Origin of the sequence: Amycolatopsis sp. lyj-109, from assembly GCF_046548995.1 — a bacterium.
GTDB lineage: Bacteria > Actinomycetota > Actinomycetes > Mycobacteriales > Pseudonocardiaceae > Amycolatopsis.
Genome location: NZ_JAJPWR010000015.1, coordinates 212,188 through 235,192, shown reverse-complemented (window position 1 = coordinate 235,192; position 23,005 = coordinate 212,188). Strand labels below are relative to the sequence as shown.

The 23,005-nt window shown below is 70.3% G+C and carries 20 protein-coding genes; 16 read left to right on the top strand and 4 right to left on the bottom strand.

Annotated features, from left to right (window positions below; all coding sequences use genetic code 11):
• The first annotated feature begins 23 nt into the window (after window positions 1–23).
• The 5 genes from ACLJQF_RS31120 to ACLJQF_RS31100 all read left to right on the top strand — a co-directional run bounded on the left by ACLJQF_RS31120 (window position 24) and on the right by ACLJQF_RS31100 (window position 6,076).
• Window positions 24–926 (top strand): GNAT family N-acetyltransferase, encoded by a 903-nt coding sequence (locus ACLJQF_RS31120; RefSeq protein ID WP_410613886.1) that lies wholly within the window; start codon window positions 24–26, stop codon window positions 924–926.
• 93 nt (window positions 927–1,019) lie between these two features.
• Window positions 1,020–1,445, top strand: coding sequence for a hypothetical protein (locus ACLJQF_RS31115; protein WP_410613931.1), 426 nt, complete (start codon window positions 1,020–1,022; stop codon window positions 1,443–1,445).
• Window positions 1,446–1,476: 31 nt separating this feature from the next.
• Entirely contained in the window at window positions 1,477–3,096 is a 1,620-nt protein-coding gene (gene boxC, locus ACLJQF_RS31110) for a 2,3-epoxybenzoyl-CoA dihydrolase (RefSeq protein WP_410613885.1), read from the top strand.
• Window positions 3,097–3,101: 5 nt separating this feature from the next.
• On the top strand, window positions 3,102–4,523 hold the full coding sequence (gene boxB / locus ACLJQF_RS31105) for a benzoyl-CoA 2,3-epoxidase subunit BoxB (protein WP_410613884.1): 1,422 nt from the start codon (window positions 3,102–3,104) through the stop codon (window positions 4,521–4,523).
• An 8-nt stretch (window positions 4,524–4,531) separates the two neighbouring features.
• The gene (locus ACLJQF_RS31100; protein ID WP_410613883.1) at window positions 4,532–6,076 is read left to right on the top strand and encodes a benzoate-CoA ligase family protein; all 1,545 of its coding nucleotides are present in this window, start codon (window positions 4,532–4,534) and stop codon (window positions 6,074–6,076) included.
• Between the two features lie 117 nt (window positions 6,077–6,193).
• Here ACLJQF_RS31100 and ACLJQF_RS31095 read toward each other — a convergent pair whose 3' ends face one another.
• On the bottom strand, window positions 6,194–6,574 hold the full coding sequence (locus ACLJQF_RS31095) for a VOC family protein (protein WP_410613882.1): 381 nt from the start codon (window positions 6,572–6,574) through the stop codon (window positions 6,194–6,196).
• A 48-nt stretch (window positions 6,575–6,622) separates the two neighbouring features.
• Window positions 6,623–7,069, bottom strand: a complete 447-nt coding sequence (locus ACLJQF_RS31090; protein ID WP_410613881.1) for a MarR family winged helix-turn-helix transcriptional regulator — start codon at window positions 7,067–7,069, stop codon at window positions 6,623–6,625.
• A 100-nt stretch (window positions 7,070–7,169) separates the two neighbouring features.
• Here ACLJQF_RS31090 and ACLJQF_RS31085 point away from each other — a divergent pair, with 100 nt between their 5' ends.
• A complete protein-coding gene (locus ACLJQF_RS31085; protein WP_410613880.1) occupies window positions 7,170–8,309 on the top strand; it encodes a dipeptidase in 1,140 nt (379 codons plus the stop codon).
• A gap of 46 nt (window positions 8,310–8,355) precedes the next feature.
• On the top strand, window positions 8,356–8,775 hold the full coding sequence (locus ACLJQF_RS31080; RefSeq protein WP_410613879.1) for a lipopolysaccharide assembly LapA domain-containing protein: 420 nt from the start codon (window positions 8,356–8,358) through the stop codon (window positions 8,773–8,775).
• 60 nt (window positions 8,776–8,835) lie between these two features.
• On the opposite strand, the gene ACLJQF_RS31075 is transcribed toward ACLJQF_RS31080, so the two are convergent.
• Window positions 8,836–9,657 carry a maleylpyruvate isomerase family mycothiol-dependent enzyme gene (locus ACLJQF_RS31075; protein WP_410613878.1) on the bottom strand — a complete coding sequence of 274 codons (822 nt, stop codon included), beginning with the start codon at window positions 9,655–9,657 and terminating at the stop codon, window positions 8,836–8,838.
• A gap of 73 nt (window positions 9,658–9,730) precedes the next feature.
• Between ACLJQF_RS31075 and ACLJQF_RS31070 the strand changes: the two genes are divergently transcribed.
• Complete coding sequence (locus ACLJQF_RS31070; protein ID WP_410613877.1) at window positions 9,731–10,516, top strand: Abi-alpha family protein; 786 nt, start codon at window positions 9,731–9,733, stop codon at window positions 10,514–10,516.
• 4 nt (window positions 10,517–10,520) lie between these two features.
• Window positions 10,521–11,756 (top strand): DUF445 domain-containing protein, encoded by a 1,236-nt coding sequence (locus ACLJQF_RS31065; protein ID WP_410613876.1) that lies wholly within the window; start codon window positions 10,521–10,523, stop codon window positions 11,754–11,756.
• Here ACLJQF_RS31065 and ACLJQF_RS31060 read toward each other — a convergent pair.
• Window positions 11,753–12,112, bottom strand: a complete 360-nt coding sequence (locus ACLJQF_RS31060) for a winged helix-turn-helix transcriptional regulator (RefSeq protein WP_410613930.1) — start codon at window positions 12,110–12,112, stop codon at window positions 11,753–11,755. The two genes, ACLJQF_RS31065 and ACLJQF_RS31060, sit on opposite strands and share 4 nt — an antisense overlap.
• A gap of 113 nt (window positions 12,113–12,225) precedes the next feature.
• Here ACLJQF_RS31060 and ACLJQF_RS31055 point away from each other — a divergent pair, with 113 nt between their 5' ends.
• The 7 genes from ACLJQF_RS31055 (at window position 12,226) to ACLJQF_RS31025 (ending at window position 22,884) form a co-directional block, all read left to right on the top strand.
• Window positions 12,226–13,206: a zinc-dependent alcohol dehydrogenase family protein gene (locus ACLJQF_RS31055; protein ID WP_410613875.1), complete on the top strand. Its 981-nt coding sequence runs from the start codon at window positions 12,226–12,228 to the stop codon at window positions 13,204–13,206.
• 113 nt (window positions 13,207–13,319) lie between these two features.
• Window positions 13,320–16,367, top strand: a complete 3,048-nt coding sequence (locus ACLJQF_RS31050; RefSeq protein ID WP_410613874.1) for a patatin-like protein — start codon at window positions 13,320–13,322, stop codon at window positions 16,365–16,367.
• Window positions 16,368–16,546: 179 nt separating this feature from the next.
• Window positions 16,547–17,101 (top strand): diaminobutyrate acetyltransferase, encoded by a 555-nt coding sequence (gene ectA / locus ACLJQF_RS31045; protein WP_410613929.1) that lies wholly within the window; start codon window positions 16,547–16,549, stop codon window positions 17,099–17,101.
• Window positions 17,102–17,116: 15 nt separating this feature from the next.
• A complete protein-coding gene (ectB, locus tag ACLJQF_RS31040) occupies window positions 17,117–18,370 on the top strand; it encodes a diaminobutyrate--2-oxoglutarate transaminase (RefSeq protein ID WP_410613873.1) in 1,254 nt (417 codons plus the stop codon).
• A gap of 12 nt (window positions 18,371–18,382) precedes the next feature.
• Window positions 18,383–18,769 (top strand): ectoine synthase, encoded by a 387-nt coding sequence (locus ACLJQF_RS31035; RefSeq protein WP_410613872.1) that lies wholly within the window; start codon window positions 18,383–18,385, stop codon window positions 18,767–18,769.
• A gap of 31 nt (window positions 18,770–18,800) precedes the next feature.
• On the top strand, window positions 18,801–19,703 hold the full coding sequence (gene thpD, locus ACLJQF_RS31030; protein WP_410613871.1) for an ectoine hydroxylase: 903 nt from the start codon (window positions 18,801–18,803) through the stop codon (window positions 19,701–19,703).
• Window positions 19,704–20,124: 421 nt separating this feature from the next.
• A complete protein-coding gene (locus tag ACLJQF_RS31025; protein WP_410613870.1) occupies window positions 20,125–22,884 on the top strand; it encodes a BTAD domain-containing putative transcriptional regulator in 2,760 nt (919 codons plus the stop codon).
• Window positions 22,885–23,005: the final 121 nt, after the last annotated feature.

Here is a 23,005-nt window from a genome sequence, read left to right as displayed (position 1 = left end):
CGCGTACTCCTGGAAGGATCTCCATGACCGATCTGGTCGTGCGCCCGCTCGAAGCGGGCGAAGAAACACTGTTCACCTCCCTGCCCGACCGCGGTCTCGTCGGCCGCACGCTGCTCGGCGACGACTTCATCGAGATGGCGAAGAAGGGCGAATACCGGCCCGAGTGGACCTGGGTCGCGCTGCGCGACGGCGTCGTCGTGGCCCGCGCGGCCTGGTGGGCCAAGCCCGGCGACGAAACCCCGATCGCGCTGGACTGGTTCGACTTCACCGACTTCGACGCGGGTGTCCACCTGCTGAAGACGGCACCGCTGCGCGCGGAGTACGCACTGACCACCCCGCCGGGGTGGCAGGACGATCCGGAAGTCGCGCGCGAAGTGAACGGCCGCGTCGAGGCGGCCGAGAAGGCGGGCTTCCGCAAGCTCGTCGAGCGCTACCGGTTCCGCTGGACTCCGGAGAACGGCCTGCCGGAGAAGCCCGGCCGGCTCGAGTTCCGGCCGGAGCCGGACGACGACGTCATCCTCGGCGTCTTCAAGCGGGTGCACGTCGGCAGTCTCGACGCGCACGTCCGGGACACCGTCGAGAAGCACGGCCTCGACGCGGCCGCGCAGGAAGACCTCGACATCATGAAGTGGATGCCGGCGCCGCGGGACTGGTGGCGGCTGGCGTACACGCCCGACGGGGAGCTCGCCGGGCTCGTGCTGCCGAGCCGCAACGTCTACGACCCGGTGGTCGGCTACGTCGCGGTGGTGCCCGAGCAGCGAGGCCACGGGTACGCCTACGACCTCCTGGTCGAGGCCACGCACGACCTCGTCGGGTACGGCGCGGACCGGATCGTCGCGGGCACCGACGTCGGCAACGTCCCGATGGCCAAGGCCTTCGCCAAGGCGGGCTACCCGGTGACCCAGCACCGCATCGACCTCGTCTGACCGTAGCTTTCACGTGAAAGTGCCGCGCGTAGCTTTCACGTGAAAGCTACGCGCGGTACCGTCGCTAGAGCGATCTATCAAATCGGGGGCGTGATGGACAAGGGACTGGTACCGCTTCGCGTGATCCTCGGCTTCTCGCTGCTCAGCACGGCGATTCACTACGCGCACAACACTCTTCGGTATGCGGACTATCCGCAGCTGGAGGGGGTTTCGACGTTTGTCGGCGGCATCGTCGTCGCCGTCACCTGGGTGGTGCTCACGGCGTTCGGCTGGCTCGGCTACCGCGCGTACGCCCAAGGCCGGTACCCGAAGGCGCTGGCGTTCCTGCTGGTCTATTCGCTGGCCGGGATGGTCACGCTCGGCCACTTCCTGACCGGCGTCCCGCAGATCCCGGCGTTCTGGTTCGTGACGATCTTCACCGACGCCGCGGCCGGCCTGGCGCTGTGGGTGTTCCTCACCTGGGCCTGGGCCACGCTCAACCGGGCGAGCACCCGAGATCAAGTTTCTACACAACATTGACGTCCGTCTGACTCATGTAGACAATCGAGGGGTGACCACCACCACACCGGTTGCCTTCGATCGCCGCCCGGACGAGTACCGCCACTGGCGCCTGCGGGTCGACGGTGAGGTGGCCTGGCTGGAGCTGGACGTCGACGAGCAGGGTGGGCTGGTCCCGGGGTACGAGCTCAAGCTCAACTCCTACGACCTCGGCGTCGACATCGAGCTGTACGACGCCACGCAGCGGCTGCGGTTCGAACACCCCGAAGTCCGCGTGGTCATCGTGACCAGCGCCAAGGACAAGGTGTTCTGCGCCGGCGCGAACATCCGCATGCTCGCCGCGTCGGAGCACCACTGGAAGGTCAACTTCTGCAAGTTCACCAACGAGACCCGCAACGGCATGGAGGACGCCACCGAGCACTCCGGCCAGACCTACGTGGCCGCGGTGAACGGCACCTGCGCCGGCGGCGGGTACGAAATCGCGCTGGCCTGCGAAAAGATCTTCCTGATCGACGACAACTCCTCGACCGTCGCGTTGCCCGAGGTGCCGCTGCTCGGCGTGCTGCCCGGCACCGGCGGCCTCACCCGGGTCGTCGACAAGCGCCGCGTCCGCCGGGACCTCGCCGACGTCTTCGCGACGCGCCCCGACGGCGTCAAGGGCAAGACGGCGGTCGACTGGCGCCTGGTCGACGAACTGGTGCCCCGCCACGACTTCCGCGAAAAGGTCCTCGAAAAGGCGCGGGAACTCGCCCGGCGGTCCGGAAAGCATGCGGACCACGGCATCGAGCTGACCCCGCTCGAACATCGCTATGTCGACATCGACGTGGCCAAGGATCAGGCCACGATCACCGTCAAGGGGCCCGAAAACGACCCCGGCGACCTGCACGAAGAGGGTGCCGGCGGCTGGTTTCTAGCCATGACCCGCGAGCTGGACGACGCCATCCTGCGGCTGCGCACCAACGAGGTCGAAGCCGGCACGTGGATCCTGCGCACCCAGGGCGACCCCGCGAAGGTCCGGGTGCACGAAGAGGCGGTACTGGGGCAGAAGGACTGGCTCGCCAACGAGATCACGCACTACTTCAAGCGCACGCTCAAACGCCTCGACGTCACCAGCCGCAGCCTGATCGCGCTCATCGAACCGGGCAGCTGCTTCACCGGCGCACTGCTGGAGATCGCGCTGGCCGCGGACCGCCAGTACATCCTGGACGGCCCGCCGATCGACGACGAAGACAGCGACGCCCGCGCGTCGATCGAGCTGACCGACGCCAACTTCGGCGCGTTCCCGATGGGCAACGGCCTGACCCGCCTCCAGGCGCGCTTCTACGGCGACGACGACCACCTCGCCTGGCTCGCCCGCGAGAAGAACCGCCGGCTCAGCCCCGCCGAAGCGCTCGAACTCGGCCTGGTCACCGACGCCCCGGACGACCTCGACTGGGAGGACGAGATCCGGATCGCCCTCGAAGGCCGCGCGTCGCTCTCCCCGGACGCGCTCACCGGCATGGAGGCCAACCACCGGTTCGTCGGTCCCGAGACCATCGAGACCAAGATCTTCGGCCGGCTGGCGGCTTGGCAGAACTGGATTTTTACCCGGCCGAACGCGTCCGGGCCGGAAGGCGCGCTGCGCCGCTACGGTACGGGACAGAAGGCCGTCTTCGACAGGAAGCGGGTCTAGCGCAGATGCCCGAGAAAATCGACTACGACGCCAAGATCCCGAACAACGTCAACCTCTCCGAAGACCGCAGGTTGCAGCGGGCCCTGGAAGGGTGGCAGCCGAAGTTCATGCACTGGTGGGGCGAGATGGGCCCGACGCTGGAGACCCAGGGCGTCTACCTGCGCACCGCGGTCAGCGTCGGCCGGGAGGGGTGGGCACACTTCGACCACGTCAACGTCCCGGACTACCGGTGGGGCATCTTCCTCGCCGAGCGCGACCCGGACCGGCGGATCGCCTTCGGCGAGCACCAGGGCGAGCCGGTCTGGCAGCAGGTGCCCGGCGAATACCGCGCCGACCTGCAGCGGCTGATCGTCATCCAGGGTGACACCGAGCCGGCGTCGGTCGAGCAGCAGAAACTCCTCGGGCTCACCGCGCCGAGCCTGTACGACTTGCGGAACCTGTTCCAGGTCAACGTCGAAGAAGGCCGGCACCTGTGGGCGATGGTGTACCTGCTGCACGCCTACTTCGGCCGCGAAGGCCGTGACGAGGCGGAGGGGCTGCTCCTGCGCAACTCCGGCAGCCCGGACGCGCCCCGCATCCTCGGCGCGTTCAACGAGGAAACCGCCGACTGGCTGGCGTTCTACATGTTCACCTACTTCACCGACCGCGACGGGAAGTACCAGCTCGGCACGCTCAAGGAGTCCTCCTTCGACCCGCTCTCGCGCACCTGCGAGTTCATGCTGAAGGAAGAAGCGCACCACATGATGGTCGGTACCACCGGCGTCGACCGCGTGGTGATCCGCAGCGCCGAGCTGATCCGCGAGCACGACACGTACGACATCGGCCCGCACGGCGGCATCCCGCTCGACGTCATCCAGAAGTACATCAATTTCCACTACACCGTGTCCCTGGACCTGTTCGGCAGCGAGACGTCGACGAACGCGGCGAACTACTACACCGCCGGGCTCAAGGGCCGCTGGCAGGAGACCCGCCGCAAGGACGACCACAAGCTCACCGAGGACGCCCGCACGCTGGAGCGGCCGACCGGCGACGGCACCTGGACCGCCGAGGAGCTGCAGGCGATCCTGCTGCTCAACCTCGACCTGCGCAGCGAGTACGTGGCCGACTGCCAAACCGGCGTGAAACGCTGGAACAAGATCCTCGCCGACGCCGGCGTCGACTTCACGTTCCGCTTGCCGCACCCTGGCTTCAACCGCGAAGTGGGCATAAACTCCGGCCACCACGTCACTCCCGACGGCACGATCGTCGACGAGGCGACCTGGGAGGCAGGCAAACGCAAGTGGCTGCCCACGACCGAAGACCTCACGTTCGTCCGTTCACTGATGCGCCCGGTGTACGAGCGGGGGAAGATCGCGAGCTGGGTCGCGCCGCCGCGGCAGGGCATCAACGGGAAGCCCATCGACTACGAGTACGTGTACCTCACGTAGGAGGCCTGGTGGCGACAGGGTTCAATGCCGCGGAGTACCTGCTCTCGGCTGGGCGCCCGGACGCGACGGCGGTCGTCTCGCCCCGGCGCTCGCTCACCTACGCCGAGCTGGCCGAGGAGTCCCGGCGCGTGGCCGGCGGGCTCGCCGGACTCGGGGTGCGGCCCGAAGAACGGGTCATGTTCTGCATGGTCGACGACGTCGAGCTGCTCACCGGCATCCTCGGCGCGATGCTGGCCGGCGCGGTCGCCGTCCCGGTGTCGACCATGGTCACCGGGCCGGAGCTGGGCCAGGTGCTGGCCGACTCGCGGGCGCGCGTGCTGTGCGTGTCCGGGGAGTTCGCCGGGCAGGCACTGACGGCGCTGGAACTGGCTCCCGAGGTCACCGACGTCGTGCTCGACCGCTGTGACGCGGCCGGGTTCGGCGTCCGGACGCACGACTGGCCGTCGCTGGCCGGACCGGTCCCGAGTGGACGGACGTGGGCGGATTCGCCCGCGCTGTGGCTGTACACCTCGGGCACGACGGGACAGCCGAAGGGTGCGATGCACCGGCACGCGAGCATCCGCGCGGTCTGCGAGACGTACGCCCGCGGTGTGCTGGCGACGACGTCGGCGGACCGGTTCCTGTCCGTGCCGAAGCTGTTCTTCGCCTACGGGCTGGGGAACTCGTGCTTCTTCCCGCTCGGCGCGGGCGGGACGACGCTGCTCGAGCCGTCGCGCCCGACGCCCGCCTTGTTCGCGCGACGCGCCCGCGAGGAACAGCCGTCACTGTTCTTCGCGGTCCCGACGTTCTACGCGGCATTGCTCGCCAGCGACGTCCCGGACGACTCGTTTTCTTCGGTGCGGTACGCGGTTTCGGCCGGCGAGCCGCTGCCCGCGTCGCTGTTCGAACGGTTCCGCGCCCGCTTCGGCCTGGAGATCCTCGACGGCATCGGGTCGACCGAGGCGCTGCACATCTTCCTGTCGAACCAGCCCGGTTCGGTGCGGCCGGGCAGCACCGGCGTCCCCGTGCCCGGGTATTCCGTGCAGCTCCGCGACGAGGCCGGGGCGGTGATCGGCGCCGCCGGGAAGCCGGGCGAGCTGTTCGTGGCCGGGCCGTCGACGGCGACCGGGTACTGGGCCCGGTACGACGCCACGAAGCTCGTCTTCCAGGGCGAGTGGCTGCGGACCGGCGACAGCTACGTCCGGAACGAGGACGGCACCTATTCGTGTCTCGGCCGGTTCGGGGACATGCTGAAGGCGGGCGGGATCTGGGTGTCACCGTCCGAAGTGGAGGAACGGCTGCGGCAGCACCCGGCGGTGGCCGAGGTCGCGGTGGTCGCCGCGCCGGACGCCGACGGCCTCGACAAGCCCGTCGCGTGCGTGGTGCCCGCGCCCGGGTTCGCGGTGGACCCGGCCGAGCTGATCGAGTTCTGCCGCGAGGGACTGGCGGCATTCAAGCGCCCGCGTGGGGTGGTCGAGCTGGCGGAGCTGCCGAAGACGGCGACCGGCAAGATCCGCCGCAACGTGATCCGCGAACAGGTTCGCGACGTGCTGCGGACGGTGCCCAGCTCGTGATCGACGGGCACTTCGTGGTCGACGCCCACGTCCACACGCCACGGCTGATGCCTTCGCTCGCCTAACGGTCGTGAGTGGTAATTCGGGTTAGAACCCTAATTACCACTCACGACGGCGTCAGCCGAGGACCTCGTGCAGGCAGAGGACGTTGCCTTCGGAATCGGTGAACCAGGCCGCCCGCTCGTTGCCCAGCTGGGCGATGTGGTCGACCGTCTTCAGGCCTTCCATCTCGAAGTCCTGGAACCGCACGCCGCGGTCCTCCAGGGTTTTGACTTCGGTGGGCAGGTCGCCGACTTCGAAGCTCAGTGCCGTGTTCTCGCTCTGCGAGCCGGCCGGCATCGGCCGGAGACCGATGGCGCCACCGGCCGCCGAGAAGTAGAGGGTGCCGTCCTCGCCCTGGCCGGTCTGCTTCAGGCCGAGGGAGTCCGCGTAGAAGTGGCCGGCGCGTTCACTGTCGGTCACCGGAAGCATCGTCGTGATGGTCGATTCGGTCAGCATGGCTCTCATGGTGCGCCGTCACACGCACCGGACGTGACCTCGAATTTTTCACCGGCCGTCGTTGAACGCGCGCAGTGTCCGCATCGCTTCGGCGAGTGCCGGGGCGTCCTCGCCGAGCGGGGTCAGCACGATCCGGCGCAGGATGTCCGCCGCCGCCGCGCGGGCCTTGTTCGCCACGTCGAGGCCGTGGTCGGTCAGCGACGCGAACGTGACGCGGCGGTCGTCGGGGCTGGGGATCCGGCAGATCAGGTCGGCCGCCACCAGGCGGTCCGCGACCTTCGTGAACCCGCCGCTGGACAGCGCCGCCTCGGTGGCCAGGCGGGTCATCGGCATCCGGTGCTCGGGTGAGCGCACCAGGCGCAGCAGGATGTCGAACGACGCGGGCGCGAGCCCGAAACGGTCGGCGATCTCGCCCATCAGTTTGTCCTGGGTGGCCAGGTAGCCCTCGATGACCAGGCCCCACCAGGTGACGATCTCGTCGTCGTCGGTGTCCACGGCCCGTACTTTACCGCAACACCTCGCCGGATTATTTCTTCCAGGGAAGATGTCAGCGCGTTTGTACGAACCGTATACCGGACGTCCCTACGATCGGCCGATGACTAACGAGGCACTACAGCGTGCTACGAAACTGCTGGACGCCGTCATCCTCGCCGACGGGCACAACGACCTGCCGTGGGAGCTGCGGCAGCACGGTGGCCCGAACCCGGTCGAGGCGGCCGCGTCCCTCGACCTGACCGTGCGGCAGCCCGCGCTGCACACCGACTTCCCGAAGCTCGCCGACGGGAAGCTCGGCATGCAGTTCTGGTCGGTGTACGTGCCCTGTGAGTTCGAAGGCCACAGTGCCGTGACCGCGGTCCTGGAGCAGGTGGAGGTCGTCCACCAGCTGGTCGAGCGCTACCCCGACCGGCTCCGCCTCGTCACCACCGCGGACGAGGCCGAGGCCGCGTTCGCCGACGGCCGGATCGCGTCGCTGCTCGGTGCCGAGGGCGGGCACAGCATCGCCGAGTCGATCGGCGTGCTGCGGATCCTGCGCCGCCTCGGCGTCCGCTACATGACGCTGACGCACAACTTCAACACCACCTGGGCCGACGCGGGCACCGACGAGCCGGCCCACGGCGGCCTCACCGAGTTCGGCCGCGACATCGTGCGCGAGATGAACAAGATCGGGATGATGGTCGACCTGTCGCACGTCGCGCCGTCGACGATGCGGACGGCGATCGAGGTCAGCTCGGTGCCGGTGATCTTCAGTCACTCCTCCTGCATCGCGGTGAACGACCACCCCCGCAACATCCCCGACGACGTCCTGGCCATGCTGCCCGGCAACGGCGGCGTCGCGATGATCACCTTCGTGCCCGCGTTCGTCTCGCCGAAGGTCGCGGCCTGGAACGAACAGCTCGAGACCGCGATGACCGAAGCCGGGCTGGAGTACCGGAACCTGGCGCTGCGCGGGAAGTTCGTCCAGGAGTGGGACGGCCCGCCCAAGCCGACGGCGACCGTGGAGGACGTCGTCGCGCACGTCGAGCACGCCCGCGAGGTCGCCGGCATCGACCACATCGGCCTCGGCGGCGACTACGACGGCGTCGGCTCGCTGCCGGAGGGGCTGGAGGACACGTCCAAGTACCCGGTGCTGTTCGCGGCGCTGCTCGAGCGCGGGTGGAGTGAGGACGACTGCGCGAAACTGGCCGGGAGGAACACGCTGCGCGTCCTGCGGGAGGTCGACGGCTTCGCCCGTTAGGGGGTTTGAGGCGGCGCTCCGCGCGCGCCGGACGGACACTGAGCACATGACGCACGCGCGCGGGGGCGCGGCCGACCGCCCCACCGGTCCCACCCACCACGATCTGCCCGAAGGCGCCCTGGAACCCGCCGAGCTGCGCGCCGGCGACGTCCGGCCGGGCGCGGAAGAAGTGACGCCGGTGCGGCCGGCGCCGGCCAAACCCACGACCAAACCCGCGGGCAAGGCCCGGCCGACGCGGATCAGCGGCACCTGGGTCGCGGTCATCGCCGGCCTGCTGGTGCTGGTCGTGCTGCTGATCTTCATCCTGCAGAACCTCGACCCGGCGACGGTGCACTTCTTCGGCGCCGAAGGCAGCCTGCCGCTGGCCATCGCCATGCTGTTCTCGGCGATCGGCGGCGCGGCGCTGGTCGCGCTGATCGGCGGGGCCCGGATCCTGCAGCTGCGCAAGCAGGCCCGCCGCCGCTGAGGCGTCGCTTTCACGTGAAAGCTACGCCCCCAGGTGGGAGCTTTCACGTGAAAGCGACGCTCAGACGATGATCGAGGTCATTCCCAGCAGCAGCGCGCAAACGTTTTCGTCGCCGGATGTGCGAACGCGGTCGAGGTCTGCGGTGTTGCGGGTGCAGAGCCGCCAGAACGTGTCCAGGTCCGTCGTCACCGTGGCCAGCGGCGTGCGTGACGGCGGGGCGCCGCGGTTCAGGACCCAGCCGTCACGCTCGCGGCGCGCGTACCACTTGCCCTGGCCGGTCACCGTGTAGCCGACCTGCTTGCCGACGCGGGCGTCGACGTCACGCAGGGTGTGCGGCAGCGCCCGCAGGAACGTGTCCGCGATCGGCTCGGCGTATTCGGCTTCCAGGGGCGTGTGTTCCAGGGCCTCGCGGATCTGCACGTGGTGGACCCAGAACTCCGAATAGTCGCGGGCCGCGTCCAGCCAGCGCGGCGCGGGTTCGTCGCCGGCCCAGCTCACCGGCCCGCCGAGGACGTCGAGGTCCAGCTTCGCCCAGTACTCGGTCGTCTGGCCCATGAACTCGTACATCATCGTGAGCAGGACGTCCGTCGAGAGCCGGCGGCACGCGACGACCCACTCCTCGTTGATCCGGTCGATGAACCGCGGGAACGCCTCACCCGGACGGGGGCCTTCGGACGCGTGCCCGTCACGGCCGCGGGACAGCCGGCCGACCTTGTCACCCAGCAGGTGGGCGGCGACGTCCTTGACCGTCCAGCCCGCGCACATGGTGGGCCGTGTCCAGTCCTCCTCGGTCAGGGCGCCGAGCAACGTCATCAGCGCCTGTTCCTCTTTGGAGAAGTACGGGAGGACGTCGATCGGCGGGCCCCAGCGCGTCGGACTCATGTGGGCATCCAAACACCTCCATTCGGCCTACCCGCAGGTAGCATCACTCGCGTAAGCAGAGGGGAGTCCACTGGTGAACGCAGAGCGACCGAACGGCCGGGGTGCCGCCGACGACGTGGCCGAGCTGGCCCGCCGCGCCGGTCAGCTGGCGGGCTGGGCCACGCGCACCGGCTTCGCGATCGGCCGCAAGCTCCCCGGCGTGGAGACCGCCGAACGCGGCGTCCGGCAGGTGGAGCGCCAGCTGCTGACCGAGCTGCGCCGCCGGCTGGACGAGGTCGACGACCCGTACCACGCGGCGCTCACCGCGGCGTCGGCGATGAACCGTGCGACGGTACCCCGCGAAGCCACCGTCACCCTCGTGCCGGTGCGCGACAACCACGCCGAGCCGCTGCGCGCGGCGATGGCCGAGCTGCTCAACCACTCCATCGGCTTCGGCCGCGAGCGCGCCCGCGAGTACTTCTACGCGATCATCCTGCGCCAGCTGACCCCGGACGAGGCCCGGATCCTGTCCGCGCTGTCCGACGGCTCGCCGTACCCCGCCATCGACGTCGTCGAGCGGACCGGCCTCGGCGGCAACGGCCGGGTCGTGCTGCGCAACGCCTCGACGGTCGGCAAGGCGGCCGGGGTGTCGCTGCCCGACCAGGTGCCCGGGTACGTCACCCGGCTGATCGGGCTCGGCCTGATCGACCTCGACGAAGAGGTGCCGTCGCTGGAGACGCAGTACGAGATCCTGCTGACCGACGAGACGGTGCGCGAGGCGGAGAAGCACGTCCGGCGCGCGAAGTTCGTCCGGCGGACGATCCACGTCTCGCGCCTGGGCGCGCAGTTCTGGCAGGCCTGCGACCCGAGCTTGGGTTAGCGGGATGGGGCCCTTTTTCGCCGGCATCGTCGCCGACTTCGCCCAGCACTGGCCCCTCTACGTCTCGATCCCGATCGTCGCGGCACTGATCGGCTACGGCACGAAGCTCGTCGCGATCCGGATGATGTTCCAGCCGGTGGAGTTCATCGGCGTCAGGCCGTTCCTGGGCTGGCAGGGCATCGTCCCGAAGCGCGCCGCGCGGATGGCGAGCATCGCCTGCGACACGATGACCGAGCAGCTGATCAAGCCGGCCGAGATCGTCGCGCGGCTGGACGCCGGGCGGATCGCGAAGGAGATCGAGAAACCGCTGCTCGCGGGCGTCGAGGACATCGTCCGCGGGGTGGCGGGGCACTACCAGCCGGGGCTGTGGGAGTCCTTGCCGGTGCGGGTGCAGCGGCTGGTGATCGAGCGCGTCCAGCACGAGTCACCGCGGATGGTCGCGGCCGTGCTCGACCTGATCAAGTCCGATGTGGACAGCGTGTTCGACCTCAAGGGCATGGTGGTCACCAGCCTGGTCAAGGACAAGCGCCTGCTGAACCGGATCTTCCAGGAAGCGGGAGCCAAGGAGTTCAAGTTCATCGCCCGGTCCGGCCTGGTGTTCGGCGGCGCGATCGGCGTCGTCCAGATGGTGGCGTGGATGCTGTTCAAGTTCCCGCCGATCATGCCGGTCTTCGGCCTGTTCACCGGCTGGTTCACGGACTGGCTGGCCCTGCGGATGATCTTCTACCCGATCGAGCCACGCCGCTATTTCGGCGTCCGGTGGCAGGGCCTGTTCCTGAAACGGCGCGCGGAGGTCGCGGAGGCGTACGGGTCGTTGATCGCGAAGGAGATCATCACCCCGCACAACGTCATCGAGGCGATCCTGAACGGCCCGCTGTCGGACCGGGTGCTGGCGTTGATCCAGCGTCAGCTCGACCGGGAGCTGGGCAGCGTCGCGAAGCCGCTGCTGGTGTTCGCCGTCGGCAGCCGCAAGTACCAGGACATGAAGCTGGCGATCTCGTCCCAGATCATGTCGCGCCTGCCGGAGACGATGCGCTACATCGAGGACTACGCGACCGACGCGATGGACATCCGCAACGTGCTGGTGTCGAAGATGAAGCAGCTGTCGCCGAAGGAGTTCGAGCGGTTGCTGCGCCCGGCGTTCGAGCAGGACGAGTGGATCCTGATCGCGACGGGCGCGGTGCTGGGCTTCGCGGTCGGTGAGGCCCAGGTGCTGGTACTGGAGCACCTGGCGGCTTAGGCGAAGTCGTACGTCCGCCGCGCCTCGGCGACCTTCGCCCGGTGCTTCGCCGCCCATGCCGACAGCGCGTGCAGTGGCTCGTCCAGCTCCGCCGCGTGCGGGGTCATCGTGTACTCGACCCGGGGTGGGACCTCCGGGTAGACCTTCCGCGTCACCAAGCCGTTCCGCTCCAGCCCCCGGAGCGTCAGCGACAGCATCCGGCGGGAGACGCCGGCGAGTGCCCGCTCAAGTTCGCTGAACCGCCGGGGTCCGGAACCCAGCTGGACCAGGACCCGGATCGCCCACTTGTCGCCCACCAGATCCAGCACCTCGCGCAGGGAGCACATCTCCGCCGCGGGAACTTCGCCGTTGTCCATCGCCGTGACCTCGTTCGTAACAGACGTGTGCCGTCGTACCAGGAAAGTGCCGTCTTCCAGCAGGAACGCCACCGGGGCACGATCGATTCCGGCAACCGGGGAAAGGAACCAGGATGACCAAGACAGTGCGGTTCGCGGCCGAAGGCGGACCGGAAGTGCTGGAGCTCGTGGACGTCGACCTCGGCGAGCCGGGAGCCGGCGAGCTGCGGCTGCGGGTCGAGGCGATCGGGCTCAACCGGGCCGAGGCGATGTTCCGCGCCGGGCTCTACTTCGAACGTCCCGGCGAGTTCCCCGCCAAGCTCGGCTACTCCGCTTCCGGGATCGTCGAAGCCCTCGGCGACGGGGTCGCGGGGTTCGAGATCGGCGACGCGGTCAGCACCATCGCGGGCTTCTCGATGCGGAACTACGGCGTCTACGGCGAGGCGGCGATCGTCCCGGCGTCCGCCGTCCTCCGGCGCCCGGAAGGGCTCGACGCCACCGAAACCGTGGCGCTGTGGGGGCCCTTCCTCACCGCGTACGGCGCGCTCGTCGACGAAGGGCACGTCCGGCCCGGCGACTTCGTGCTGATCACGGCGGCCTCGAGCAGCGTCGGGCTCGCGACGATCGACGTCGCCAACCACATCGGCGCGATCCCGATCGCCGCGACGCGCACCGCGTCGAAGAAGCAGCGCCTCCTCGATGCGGGTGCCGCGCACGTGATCGTCACCGACGACGAGGACATCGCCGAGCGCACGCTCGAAATCACCGACGGCAAGGGCGCGGAGTTCGTCTTCGACGCCGTCGCCGGCGAGGGTGTCCGCAAGCTGGCGCAGGCCACGGCCAAGGGCGGGGCGCTCGTCGTCTACGGGGCGCTCGACACGAAGGAAACCCCGTTCCCGCTGTGGTTCGTGCCGACCATGCGGTTGTTCAACGCGTTCGACCTCACCCTGGATCCGGCCCGGCTGGCCCGCGCGGAGCACTTCATCCGCGCCGGGGTGCGGGCGGGCACGTTCCGGCCGCGCGTGGACCGGACCTTCGACCTCGCCGACATCGCCGGGGCGCACCGCTACCTCGAGGCGAACGGCCAGTTCGGCAAGGTCGTGGTCACCGCGTGAGGGGCTGAGCGGGCGAACAAGTCCACCCGAACGGCCGTACCTCCGGACGTATCCCGGTCGTCACCTTTCGCCTCTACTCTGCGTCAGGAAGACCGATTCGCCGGGAGATTCCCATGGACGGGACCGCGGAACCGTGGCAGCAGGAAATCCGGCTCGCGATGACCATGGTCGGCGGCGCCAGCCTGGCCATCTGGATGGGCGGGGTGGCCACCGAGACGTCGCAGCTGCTGCGGGAGTCGCGGACCGAGGGCGGCGGCGGGCTCTACCGCAAGCTGCTCGACCTCCTGCGGGCGAGCGTCTCGATCGACGTCCTCACCGGGACCAGCGCCGGTGGGATCAACGCCGCCTGTCTCGGGCTGGCCGAGGCCTTCGACTCGTCGCCGCAGGTGCTGCGGGACACCTGGATCACCACCGGTTCGCTGGAGAACCTGATCCGGGACGCGAAGGAGGCGCAGCCGCGGTCGGTGCTGGACGGGGACCGCGTGCTGCTCGGCGACGTCGAACGGGCGCTGCGGCAGATCACCGCGGAGGGGACGCCGCCTGCCGATGAACCCGACATCACCGTGTTGCTCACCGGCACGATGATCGACGGGGAGACCACCCGGTTCGACGACGCGCTCGGGAACCTGGTGCGGGACACCGAACACCGGATGCTCTTCCGGTTCTGTGGTCCACTGTGGACGATCGGGGTGGAGGGGCCGCTCGCGCTGGCGGCCCGCTCCACCGCGTCCTTCCCCGGCGCGTTCGAGCTGTCGCGGATGCCGATCGGCACCGGCGGTACCGACCGGCTGCACCCCGACATGACGCCGTACACCGAGCTGACCCGCTCGCACTGGCTGACCGACGGCGGGGTGCTGCTCAACAAGCCCCTGCGGCCCGCGCTGCGCGAGATCTTCGAGCGGCCGTCGCACGCCGACGTCCGGCGGCTGCTGCTCTACGTCGTGCCGACCGGCGAAGGCGTGACCGATGCCGTCGAGTGCGATTCCGCGAACCCGCCACTGCTGTCGAGCACGATGGCCAAGGTCGTCAACACCGTGATGAGCCAGTCGATCAGCGCCGAGCTGGACGACCTGACCCGCCACAACGACGCCGTGCTCCGCGCGCGGGACACCCGTGTCTCGCTGGCCGCGCTGGGTCTGCGCGGCGGCCCCGAATGCCTGGTCGACGCCCGGATCGCCGCCGCCTACCTGGAGCGGCGGACCGCCGAGGACGCCGCCGAGCTGGTGCGGGTCGCCGCCCGCCGGTACGCGCTGTCCGACGCCGACACGCCGGACCGCGACTGGGCGTCCGGGATGTCGCGGCAGCTGCGCACGATCGCCGTGACCGGGCTGAGCAGCGGCGTCCCCACCGGGCCGCCCGCCGCCGGCCTGGCCGTGCCGGACCTGGTCGGCTACCGGACGACCGCGCTCGACGACGCCGTCGCGACCGGGCTGCAGCTGATCAACGCGGGGTTCCGGCTCCGGCCGGACGCCACCGGCGCAGCGAGCCTCAACGATGCGCGCGCCCGGCTGCACGCGGCGCGCCGGACCGCCGGCCGCGGCGTGCGGCTGGCGCAGTGGGTGGCCGCGCACCTCGGTCCCGGCGCGAGCAGCACCCTCGAGGTGTGGATCCGCGAGCTCGCCGAGGAGTGGGCCGGGCTGGGCCGCTCGGACGCCGTCGCCGAGGCGTGGCCGAAGGTCGTCGCGGCCCTGCGGGCGGCGGCGCCGACGTTGCGCGCCCTGGCCGACGCCGCGCCCGAGCAGTCCGGCACCGTCACGACCCTGCTGAACTGGCTGGCGCTCGGCCCGGACGCCGCGGGCAGCGACGAGGTCGTCCAGGCACGGCTGCTCACCCTGCACGTGGCCACGCGCGGGCTGCTCGCGCAGGCGCCGTCGGTCGACCAGCGGGTCGACCTCGTGCAGGTCAGCGCCGATTCGCGGACGCTGCTGGACATGACGCGACAGCGGTCGTGGGACAAGCTGACCGGGATGCAGGCAAGCTACTTCGGCGCGTTCTACAAGGCGTCGTGGCGGGCCAGCGACTGGATGTGGGGCCGCGTCGACGGCGCGGGCTGGCTGGTCCAGTGCCTGCTCGACCCCGTCCGCCTCGAGACGCTCCGTGACCTCGTCGGGCCCGAGCGGTTCCGCGACGAGCTCGTCGCCGCGCTCAAGCCCGCCTGGCGCAAGCCGGACGAGCGCGACCGGTGCACGCCGGCCGAGGCCGGGCAGCTGCGTGACCAGCTGACGGCCGAGCTGGCGTTCCTGGGCCTCGACGCCGACCTCGAGCCCGTCGCGTTCGGCGACCACCGCCCGGTCAGCCTGCCGGTGACCGCCATGGTGCTGGCGCGGGCGCGGCAGGCCGAAATCGCCGCGGAGGAGCTGCCGGTCGTCACCCTCGCGGCGCGCTACGACGCCGACGACCGTTCGGGCATCGAGAAGGCGCTGGCCGAGGACCTGCCGCGCGTCGACGTCGACGCCGCGCAGGCGCAGTTCCAGGCCTGCCGCGTCTCGGCCGAGAAGATCGCCGGCGAGCAGGGCACCGCGCGGCTGACCCGGACGCTCGTCGCGCTCGGTGCCGCCACGGTCAACGCCGGGACGGTCGCGTTCCGGCTGCCCGGCGGCTGGCCGCAGACCGTCGCGAGCCTGCTGCGGACGGTCGCGAGGAGCACGGCGAGGGTGTCGCAGGGCGCGTCCCGGCTCGGCACGGCGGGTTCGCTCGCCGCGGGCGTGCTGGCGCTGCTGGCCGGGCTGGTGCTCGGCAACAACGGCGGCGCGATCCTGCAGTGGGTCGGCCTCCCGGTGCTCGCGGGCGCGGCCGTCTACCTGGTGACGGCGCTGCTCACGACGGGCCGCAAAGCGCGGTGGCTGTGCACGGCGCTGGGGACCCTGGTCGTGGCGGCGCTGCTGCTGGCCGCGTTCTTGCCCCCGCTCGCCCGGCCGTTCTTCGGCTGGCTGGGTGCCGTCGTGGCCGGCTGGCGCCGCGGTGAGGGCGCGGTCTGGTGGCTGGTGGTCTCCGGGCTGCTCATCCTGCCCGCGGTCGTGACGCCGGTGAGTGCGCTCTGGCGTCGGCTCGGCCACCGCCGCGCCCGGAACCGGGAAGCGAAGACCGTCGTGCTCGAAGTGGCCGGGCGTGCGTCCCAGAAGAAGACCCTGGAGCGCACCCCGGCGGCGAGTCCGCGCTGAGCGAATTCGGCCCGTCGCCTTGCGATCACGGGCGGGAAGGTTCATCGTGCGGGTAGGTCACGGGCCGTGAGTCCGCGCCCCGGGCGCCCGTATGCCCAGGTGGCGGCCACTTCAAACAGGTTTGTGTGACTGCTCACCGGGTACATCGCGTCCCCGCAGGTCATCGTGGGGGTCGTGAGCTGCGTCGCTGGCAAGCGGAAAATTCTCTGTTACGTTTCCTGAGTATGTCCGTAACGCACTTGATCGAATCCCCGACCAAGGCGGACGGCGCGCAGTTGTGGCGAATCGCGCGCGATTCCGCCAAGCTGGATCTCAACTCGCCGTACGCATACATGCTGTGGTGCCGCGATTTCGCCGAGTCCTCGGCCCTCGCGCGCGAGGACGGCAAAGCAGTCGGATTCGTCATCGCCTACCGCAGACCGGACGAGCCCGAGGCAGCGCTCGTCTGGCAGGTCGCGGTCGACGCGTCCCAGCGCGGAAAAGGCCTGGCGGGAGCTCTGCTGGACGCGCTGTACACGAGACTCGTCGCCAACGGTGTGCGTTACCTCGAGACCACCATCACCCCGGACAACGAAGCGTCCATCCGGCTGTTCGCATCGTTCGCGAAGCGGTGGAACGCCGCGACGGAAACCAGTGTGCTGTTCGACGGCGAGGATTTCCCCGAATCCGGGCACCTGGCCGAAGAGCTTTACCGCATCGGTCCGCTCACGCTACGCAAAGATCCGGGCGAGTAGGAGAAAAGAAACGTCATGAGCATCTTCGAAGAGCTCGAATCCGAAGTACGCAGCTACAGCCGCGGCTGGCCGGTCGTGTTCGACCGCGCGCAAGGCAGCTGGCTCCACGACGAGAGCGGAAAGCCCTATCTGGACTTCTTCGCCGGGGCCGGCGCGCTGAACTACGGGCACAACAACCCGCAGCTGAAGCAGGCCCTGATCGACTACATCCAGCGCGACGGCGTCACCCACGCCCTCGACATGTACACCGTGGCCAAGCGCGACTTCCTGCAGACCTTCCGCGACAAGGTCCTCGACCCGCGCGGGCTCGGCTACAAGGTCGTGTTCCCCGGGCCGGGCGGCGCGAACGCCGTCGAGGCCGCGCTGAAGCTGGCGCGCAAGGTGACCGGCAAGGAATCGGTCATCAACTTCACCAACGCCTTCCACGGCATGACGCTGGGCGCGTTGTCGGTCACCGGCAACTCGATGAAGCGCGGCGGCGCCGGCGTCCCGCTGGTGCACGCCACCCCGATGCCGTACGACAAGTACTTCGACGGCGCGATGCCGGACTTCCTCTACTTCGAGAAGCTCCTGAAGGACTCCGGCAGCGGGCTCAACGAGCCGGCCGCGGTGATCGTCGAAGGCGTCCAGGGCGAGGGCGGCATCAACGCCGCGCGCCTGGAGTGGCTGAAGGGCCTCGACGACCTCTGCAAGCGGCACAACATCCTGCTGATCCTCGACGACGTCCAGATGGGCTGCGGCCGCACCGGCCCGTTCTTCAGCTTCGAGGACGCCGGGATCACGCCGGACATCGTCTGCCTGTCGAAGTCCATCAGCGGCTACGGCCTCCCGATGGCGCTGACGCTCATCAAGCCGGAGCTCGACGTCTGGGAGCCGGGTGAGCACAACGGCACCTTCCGCGGGATCAGCCCGGCGTTCGTCACCGCGAAGGAAGCGATCGACGTCTACTGGAGCGACGACGAGCTCGAGAAGTCGACCAAGGCGAAGGGCGAGCGCATCGCGACCGCGTTCAGCGGCCTCGTCGAGGCCTACCCCGAGGCGAACCTGCTCGCGAAGGGCCGCGGCCTCGCGCGTGGCCTCGAGTTCGCGAACGGCGACCTGGCCGGCCGCGTCTGCGCCGAAGCCTTCGCCCGCGGCCTGCTGATGGAAACCTCCGGCCCCGACGGCGAAGTCATGAAGCTGCTGCCGCCGCTGACCCTGACCGACGACGAGCTGACCCAGGGCCTGTCGATCATCGACGAGTCCGTCAAAGCCGTCCTGAAGAAGTAAAGGAGTTCGCCCGTGCTCGTCCGCACACTTGACGAGATCACCGACACCGACGCCGACATCAAGTCGGAGAACTGGCGCAGCAAGCGGATCATCCTCGCCAAGGAGGGCGTCGGCTTCTCGGTGCACGAGACCACGCTCTACGCGGGGACGGTCAACGACTTCTGGTACGCCAACCACATCGAGGCGGTGTTCATCACCTCCGGCGAGGGCGAGATCGAGGACCTGGCCACCGGCCAGGTGTACGACCTCAAGCCCGGCACGCTCTACCTGCTCAACGACCACGACAAGCACCAGGTCCGGCCGAAGACCGAGATCAAGTGCGTGTGTGTGTTCAACCCGCCGGTGACCGGCCGCGAGGTGCACGACGAAAACGGCGTGTACCCGCTGATCACCGAGTAGGAACCGGAGAGGAACACAGGAGGCGAAGCCCGTGACGCTGACGGACACCCGGGTCGACGACGGTTACCCGACCCGGATCACCGGTACGCCGGCGCATCTGCCGCGCGTGCACCCCACGGTGTGGGGTACCGAAGCCGACGGCCCGATCGACGCCGCCACGCTGGCGAACCACGAGACCAAGGGCTACACCGTGGTCGAAGACCTGCTCTCCGTCGGGGAGGTCCAGACGTACTGGCAGGAGCTGGTGCGGCTGTCCTCCGACGCGGAGCTCGCCCGCGACGAGCGCGTGATCACCGAGGCGAAGACCGGTGAGGTCCGGTCGATCTTCGACGTCCACGAGATTTCGGGCCTGATCGCCGAGCTGGTGCGCGACCCGCGCGTGCTGGACCGGGCGCGGCAGCTGCTCGGCTCCGAGGTCTACATCCACCAGAGCCGCGTCAACTACATGCCCGGCTTCAAGGGCACCGGGTTCTACTGGCACTCGGACTTCGAAACCTGGCACGCGGAGGACGGCATGCCGTCGCCGCGCGCGGTCAGCTGCTCCATCGCGCTGACCGACAACCACCCGTTCAACGGTGGGCTGATGATCATGCCGGGCTCGCACCGGACGTTCGTCCAGTGCGCCGGGGAGACGCCGGACGACAACTACAAGAGCTCGCTCAAGAGCCAGCGGGTGGGCGTGCCGGGCGAGGACGACATCACCAGGATGGCGGCCGAGCACGGCATCGACCAGTTCACCGGCCAGGCGGGCTCGGCGCTGTGGTTCGACTCGAACATCATGCACGGCTCCGGCAACAACATCACGCCGTACCCGCGCTCGAACATCTTCCTGGTGTTCAACAGCGTGGAAAACGCCCTGCAGGAGCCGTTCGCGGCCGGCGCGCCGCGGCCGACGTTCATCGCCGGCCGGAACTCGACGCCGATCACGCGCTGAGAGACCTGCCGCCACCCGGCGGTGACTGATCCGGTGCGCTTTGTTACCGTGTCGCCACCGCGTGGGTGTGTGGCCCGCGCAACACGTCTTCGCGGACGGCCGGCGGCGGGTACTTCGCTCGGGGTGAGCTCACCCGCCCGGTTGCCCACGGTGGCGGACGGGCGGACGGCCCCTGGCGGCCCGGCCGGAAGTTTTGCCAGTGACCCCGCACCACCGGATCGGGACCGGTGGTGCGGGGTCCTGTTACGTCCGCGGCAATCGGAGGCCCGCCGGACCCCGGCTGCGGAATTCGGAGTGTCACGAAACGTCCTGGTCCCGGCCCGGTGGGGCGGTATTCGGCGACCGGCGATCACGGTAGGTTGATTTTTCCGGCGAGGGCGACGCCGGGGGACACCGTGGACCCGGGGAGGTGGGCGCGAGCATGGCCCAGACCCGGCTCCAGCTGCTCGGGCCCGTTCAGCTCTTCCACGGCGGCGAACCCGTCCCGATCGGCGGACCCGGGGTCCGTGGCCTGCTCGCGCTGCTGGCCCTGAAGCCCGGCAAGGTCGTCGGGGTCGACGAGATCATCGACGCCCTGTGGGGCCATGACCCGCCGGCGACCGCCCGGACCATCGTCCACGGCAACGTTTCCCACCTGCGGCGGGTCCTGCGCGACCTCGACGGCCCGCGCATCCTCACCACCCCGCCGGGCTACCGGCTGGACGTCGAGCCCGACCGGATCGACGTCCACCGGGCGCGCACGCTGCTGGACCGCGCCTCGGTGGCCACCCCGGAGGTCGCCGCCGCGCTGCTCGCCGAGGCGCTCGCGCTGTGGCAGGGCCCCGCGCTGGGTGGGGTGCCCGACTCCCTGCGGGCGCCCGAACTGGAGGACCTCCGCCTTGCCGTGCACGGCGCCCGCGTCGACGCCGACCTCGAACTCGGCCGGCACGCGGAGCTGATCGTCGAGCTCAGCCCGATCGTCCGGGCCGATCCGCGGTCCGAGCGGACCGCGGGGCAGCTGATGCGGGCGCTGTACCACGCGGGCCGCCGCGGCGACGCACTCGAGCTGTACCGGACCGTCTCCCGCGCGACGCTGCGCACCCTCGGCGTCGAGCCCGGTGCCGAGCTGCGCTGGCTCCACGAGCGCGTCCTCAACGACGACCTCCCGCCGCTTTCACGTGAAAGCTCCCACCTGGGGGCGCCGCTTTCACGTGAAAGCGGCGCTGCGCCTTCGCAGCTGCCTGGGGCCGTGCCGAGCCTGGCCGGGCGCGACGAGGAGCTCGCCTGGCTCGACGGCCTGGTGACCCGGGCCGAGGCCGGGCAGACGACGATCGCCGTGGTCACCGGCACCGCCGGCGTCGGCAAGAGCACGCTCGTCGTGTGGTGGGCGCACCGGGTCGCGCGGCGGTTCCCGGACGGCGTGCTGTTCGCGTCGCTGCGCGGCTTCGACCCGCACCACCCGCCGCTGGAGCCGGCCGAGCTGCTCACCCAGTTCCTGCTCGGCCTCGGCGTCGAAACCGCGAAGATCCCGGAGCTGCTGCACGAACGCGTCGCGCTCTACCGGTCGCTGATCGCCGGACGGCGGATGCTGGTGCTGCTCGACGACGCCCGCACCGCCGAGCAGGTGCGCCCGCTGCTGCCGCCGAGCGCGCGGACGATGACGGTGGTCACCAGCCGCTCGCGCCTCGACGGGCTCGCCGTGTCGAACGCGGCCAAGCAGCGCGTGCTCGGCACGCTCGCGCCCGACGACGCCGTGGCGCTCATCGAGGAGCTCGCCGGCCCGGCGAGCCTCAACCACGCCCTCGCCCGGCTCTGCGGCTACCTCCCGCTGGCGCTGCGGATCGCGGGTGCGCGGCTCTCGGCGAGCACGCAACGGACCGCGGAGGAGCTCGTCGACGAACTCGGCAACGAACGCACCCGGCTCGCCGGGCTGCAGGTCGACGGCGCCGACGACAGCGTCCGCGCGGCGTTCGACGTCTCGTTCCGCGGGCTGCCCGGCGAAGTCGCCGAGACGTTCCTGCAGCTGGGCGCGGTGCCCGGGGTGATGGCGGGGCCGCACGTGCTGGCCGCGGTCGGGCAGATCCCGGTGGCCGAGGCCCGGCGGCGGCTGCGCGCGCTGGCCGCGCACAACCTCATCGCCGAGACCGAACGCGACGTCTTCGTGCCGCACGACCTCGTGTGGCTGTACCTGCGGGAGCTCGCGGAGCAGGAACTCGGCGACAAGGAGCGCGACGAAGCGCTCGGCTGGACGGTCCGGTACTACCAAGCGGTGGCGGACCGGGCGCGGCGCCGGCTCGGCCGGGTCGCCGACCCGCTCGATTTCTCCGCCTGGCTCGCCGACGACGCGATGCCGCCGCTCCCCGGCTTCGCCGAGGCGCACGACTGGTTCGCGGCCGAGTGGCCGAACCTCCTGGCCGTCCTCGACGCCGCGTACGCCGCGGGCCGCCACGACGACGTCTGGCGGCTGGCCCGGCTGGCGCACACCTACCGCGTCGCCTGCCCGCTGCTGGACGAATGGACGCGGATGGCCGACCTCGGCGTCGCCGCCGCCGAAGCCGCGGGCGACGTCGCGGGGCAGTGCTGGCTGCGCATGGCCCGGTGCGAGATCGCGCTGGCCTTCGAGCTGCCGGGGTTCGGGCTCGCCGACGCCGAGCGGGCGGCGGAACTGTCCGCCGCGTCGGCCGACCAGCGGCTGCGGACGTCGGTGGACCTGCACCTCGGGCGCGCGCTGAGCCGGCTCGGCGAACACGGGAAAGCCATCGAGCGGCTGGCCGAGGCCGTCGCGAACGCCCCCGACGTCACCCTGCGCGGGCAGGCGCTCAGCAGCTGCGCGCAGGCGGAGAAGCGGGCGGGCCGGCTGGCCGACGCGATCGCCCACCAGCGCGCCGGCCTGCGGATCGATCGCGAGCTGGGCGACGACGACCAGGTCGTCGGCTCGCTGGACAAGCTGGCCGAGCTGAGCCTGCGGGCCGGGGACCACGAGGCGGCCGAGCGGTACGCCTGGGAGGCGATCGACCTGGCGATCAGCCGCGAGTTCGTCGCGCGGGAAGGCACGCTGCGGCTGACCCTGGGCCGGGTGCTGCGGGCCCGGGGCGACATCGACGGCGCGCGTGAACAACTGGCGTTGTCGGTGCGCATTTACGAACGCGTGCACCCGAAGCTCGTCGGTGAGGTGCGCACCGAACTCGCCGATCTGCAGTGAAGGCTTTTCGACGCTTTCGCCGTTGTCGGAATTTCATTGCGAATGGGTCACAACCCCGCCCGTACGCTGAATCCTTAGTGGATTCTTAGTGGGCGCGGGCGCTGTCCGCGTAGGTTCGGCG

Bases quoted from the DNA above. Each gene is read 5' to 3' on its own strand.
- ACLJQF_RS31120 (WP_410613886.1), top strand. From the start codon at position 24: ATGACCGATCTGGTCGTGCGCCCGCTCGAAGCGGGCGAAGAAACACTG.
- ACLJQF_RS31115 (WP_410613931.1), top strand. From the start codon at position 1,020: ATGGACAAGGGACTGGTACCGCTTCGCGTGATCCTCGGCTTCTCGCTG.
- boxB (WP_410613884.1), top strand. From the start codon at position 3,102: ATGCCCGAGAAAATCGACTACGACGCCAAGATCCCGAACAACGTCAAC.
- ACLJQF_RS31095 (WP_410613882.1), bottom strand. From the start codon at position 6,574: ATGCTGACCGAATCGACCATCACGACGATGCTTCCGGTGACCGACAGT.
- ACLJQF_RS31085 (WP_410613880.1), top strand. From the start codon at position 7,170: ATGACTAACGAGGCACTACAGCGTGCTACGAAACTGCTGGACGCCGTC.
- ACLJQF_RS31080 (WP_410613879.1), top strand. From the start codon at position 8,356: ATGACGCACGCGCGCGGGGGCGCGGCCGACCGCCCCACCGGTCCCACC.
- ACLJQF_RS31075 (WP_410613878.1), bottom strand. From the start codon at position 9,657: ATGAGTCCGACGCGCTGGGGCCCGCCGATCGACGTCCTCCCGTACTTC.
- ACLJQF_RS31065 (WP_410613876.1), top strand. From the start codon at position 10,521: ATGGGGCCCTTTTTCGCCGGCATCGTCGCCGACTTCGCCCAGCACTGG.
- ACLJQF_RS31060 (WP_410613930.1), bottom strand. From the start codon at position 12,112: ATGGACAACGGCGAAGTTCCCGCGGCGGAGATGTGCTCCCTGCGCGAG.
- ACLJQF_RS31055 (WP_410613875.1), top strand. From the start codon at position 12,226: ATGACCAAGACAGTGCGGTTCGCGGCCGAAGGCGGACCGGAAGTGCTG.
- ACLJQF_RS31050 (WP_410613874.1), top strand. From the start codon at position 13,320: ATGGACGGGACCGCGGAACCGTGGCAGCAGGAAATCCGGCTCGCGATG.
- ectB (WP_410613873.1), top strand. From the start codon at position 17,117: ATGAGCATCTTCGAAGAGCTCGAATCCGAAGTACGCAGCTACAGCCGC.
- ACLJQF_RS31025 (WP_410613870.1), top strand. From the start codon at position 20,125: ATGGCCCAGACCCGGCTCCAGCTGCTCGGGCCCGTTCAGCTCTTCCAC.